This window comes from Candidatus Similichlamydia epinepheli (genome assembly GCF_003056015.1).
Window position 1 is genome coordinate 1 of record NZ_PPEU01000081.1, and the last position, 3,242, is coordinate 3,242.

Consider the following 3,242-nt stretch of genomic DNA (forward strand, 5'->3'; position numbering starts at 1 on the left):
TTGCTGCTTTTTTCTCTTTCAAAAAGAGAAAAAACAAGCTGTTTCCAAATAAGACGTTCGCGAATAGATGTGTTCTTATCGAATAACTCTTTGACACTGTCTCCTTTCCAAAGGATTTGAAAAAACGCAGAAAATAATAAGGAAAAGTTTTCCTGTTGCTTCTTCTGTAAGTTGGTCTCCAAAAGACATTTTAACTCTAACCAGTCAGTTTTTTGATGAAAAGATTGCCAGTCAAATCCAAAAAACGGCGTCAATAATAATCTTGCAATACGAGGAGAGATAGTGCCCCAAATTGCAGTAAGCAAAGCCCACATCCAACATGCTACTTGCCTAGTTTCGTCTGGAAAAATACGAGGGACATGAACAGGAATTCCATCCATCTCTTTAAGAAGATCTTTAGCCATGGAATGACGAGAAACTAATACTGCAATTTGACTAGGACAAACACCTTGTTGTAATCTGCTTTTGATCCTCACAGACGTCTCTCTGAAAAGAGACGCCCAAGTCCCATCCCATGAAAGAAAATGTAGACGTTGTTCAGATTTGTCGTCTTGATAATGGGCAGCAACTGAAATAGGATCAATAGACTGCTTGGTTCTAGGAAGAAACATCCAATCTGGAGAAGCCGAAAAAAGCAAATTAAGAGATTTCACAAGCGAAGATTGTGATCGAAAATTTGTCTCTAAAGTATAACTCTCTGATAAGACTTGTGACGCTTTAAAATACGTGTAAACATCACTTTTACGAAATGAGTATATCGATTGCTTTGGATCTCCAACAAGAACAAGGCGTTCTGGAGACGGATTAAAAAAAAGTCGCTCGAAGATTTTCCATTGAATTGGGTCTGTATCTTGAAATTCGTCAATAATAACGTAAGAAAATTTCTTCTGACATTCTCTCAAAAAATTCTCTTCATTTCCTAGTTTATCTATAAGTTTTTTAAGTAGGGCATCAGGCTGTGCACCTTGATTGAATTGAATAGATTGCCACCAAGAAGATGAGAAAATATGAGAGAGAAGGAGCGATATAAATATCTTTCCTTGGTTAAAACACCTAAATTCACGATGGAATTCCATCTTCAATTGATCTGCCCAAGAAAGATCAATTCTTCCTACATGAGACTTAAGTAGCAAATCGGAACCTATTAAAGACAAAGATTTTATAATTGCCTTTAAGTCTTTTAAATTAACTCTTTTAGAATTAAGGGCTCTCAACCCATCAAAAAGAAGCTTTCTTTTCATCTGATTAGATGCGAAACCTAAGAAAGGGAATCCAGCATCTACATAGTTTTTCCAAACATCAGCAGGAGATAGTTTCCACTCAGAGAAACGACACCTAATCGCACGTAAAGTCCGTTCCCATGAAAGACTTCTGTGAAGTAATGGATAAACATTTTCCTCATCTAAAAGATCTTTGTATATTCGATTAGATGAGAAAAACCAAGTTTCCTCCATTAGTGAATCCCACTCTTCTTCTCTAATAGGGAAACTACTTCTTCCTAAATTAGTATAAAGATAACGAGCCAAATATATTGGTCCAATTCGATGGACCCAATTCGTTCGATCAACTAAAGAAGGCATCTGATAAAAGGGATCCTGCTTAAGAAGAAACTGGCAAAATCCGTGAATTGTGAATATTGGCAACCTATCTACACTCTCCAACCCCATTCTTAGTAAACGCTGAACAGATAAAGCAGATCCCTTTTCCAGATGCCTTCTTTAGTTGATCGAACGAATTGGGTCAAATGTATTAATGTCTTCGTCAGATCGTAATTTTTCATAAAAAAAAGAGATAGCCTTTCTAATTCTTATAGACAATTGTCTAGATGCTTTACGCGTAAACGTCATAATCAAAATTTCTTCGAGTCGAGTTCCTTCAAAGAGTGCTCTCAAGAAAAGGTGTTCGATAGAAAAAGTCTTCCCTGTCCCTGCTGAAGCCTCTAAAAGAAACGATCCCGACGAGAAAAAAGAACGTGATAGAAGATCAAATTCCTTCTTCACATTTTCCACTCAATTGACTTGGAAAAAAAAGACTTAATTTCTTCCTCAAAAGGAGTTACAAGATCTTCCCATCCAACTCTAAATAATTCTTCACGTTGATTCGGAGTGATAGATTCTTCTAGATTGCGAATCAGCCAAATAGGTGTGTTTGCAGGCAGACTCAGATTCCAGATGTGATTTTTCTTTAATCGACTAAAGAAATTCCATGGCATAAGGCAAGTAGATCCCTGTAAACAAAGTAGAAATAATTTCTTTAAAAGGCTCTCTGCCTCATCCAAAGAAAATAGTAATTCTCGATCAGATTCAGTTCTAATTTTTCCCTCAAATCCAAAACAAGTTGGAAGCATCCTGAAAGCAAGCATTTCAGGTAACCACGGGAGCAAAGTGCGAACAGACTCTAGAACTTCATCCGGTATAACAATCCCATTCGAATCTATTTTAAGTTCGTATGAAAAAGATCCAGTTATTCGATAATTTCCAATTTCAATTGAAGGAAATAAGTATTTGCTACCGTCTAACTTTTCAGGAACATGCAACGCATCTGAGCAAATGACTTGATATTCCTCATGTCTGACTTGATTCAACATAATTCTCTCTTCGAATGAGGCGAAAGAACGAGGCCATGTAGCGTGAATCCAATCATGTGCGCATTTTATGTCGTGTTCTTTAATCCTTTTAGAAGCAAAAAAATTGCTAGAACAAATATTAAGAGAGTCAGACTGTTTAATATTTTTATCAAGTAAAATTTTTTGCAAAAAGAAGGCCGATGGGTTACGCAAAAACGATCGCATATCGACTAAAGAAAGAGTTGAAGACAACTTAACAAGTTCAAGCCATCCTGCACCACCATCCCTGTGTTGGCAATCCATATCTCGTTCAGATAATGAGTGGAGACGATGAACGGAATCATTACAAGGAAGTAATCTCACATCAATTCCATCTTTATCCAAAAAAGTTAAAAATTCCTCTAAAACAGATGAAGCATGGCTTTCTTCAAGGCTTTGGCACTCCTTTGAATGAGAGTAAAATAAAACTAGTTTGTCCTGCGCCGCGCAAATAGATTCAAGAAAAGCGTAACGATCCAACCCAATTGAGGATGGTTCATATTCTAAAAAAGACTTACTATCAATCCATCTATGTTCATCTGATCTCCTCAATAACCAATAAAATCTGCCCAAATGAATCAGGAGCACAATGGATTTTCAAGCTGTTATCACCACAAATTAACGGAAAAGTTGGCCT

The 3,242-nt window shown here is 36.7% G+C and carries 1 protein-coding gene and 1 pseudogene; both read right to left on the reverse strand.

The window, feature by feature from the left end; all coding sequences use genetic code 11:
• Window positions 1-2,009, reverse strand: a pseudogene (locus tag GCCT14_RS04135) (UvrD-helicase domain-containing protein); the annotation flags it as partial.
• Complete coding sequence (locus GCCT14_RS04145; RefSeq protein WP_157952598.1) at window positions 1,997-3,193, reverse strand: exodeoxyribonuclease V subunit gamma; 1,197 nt, start codon at window positions 3,191-3,193, stop codon at window positions 1,997-1,999. The gene GCCT14_RS04145 and the pseudogene GCCT14_RS04135, both read right to left, overlap by 13 nt.
• Window positions 3,194-3,242 lie beyond the last annotated feature (49 nt).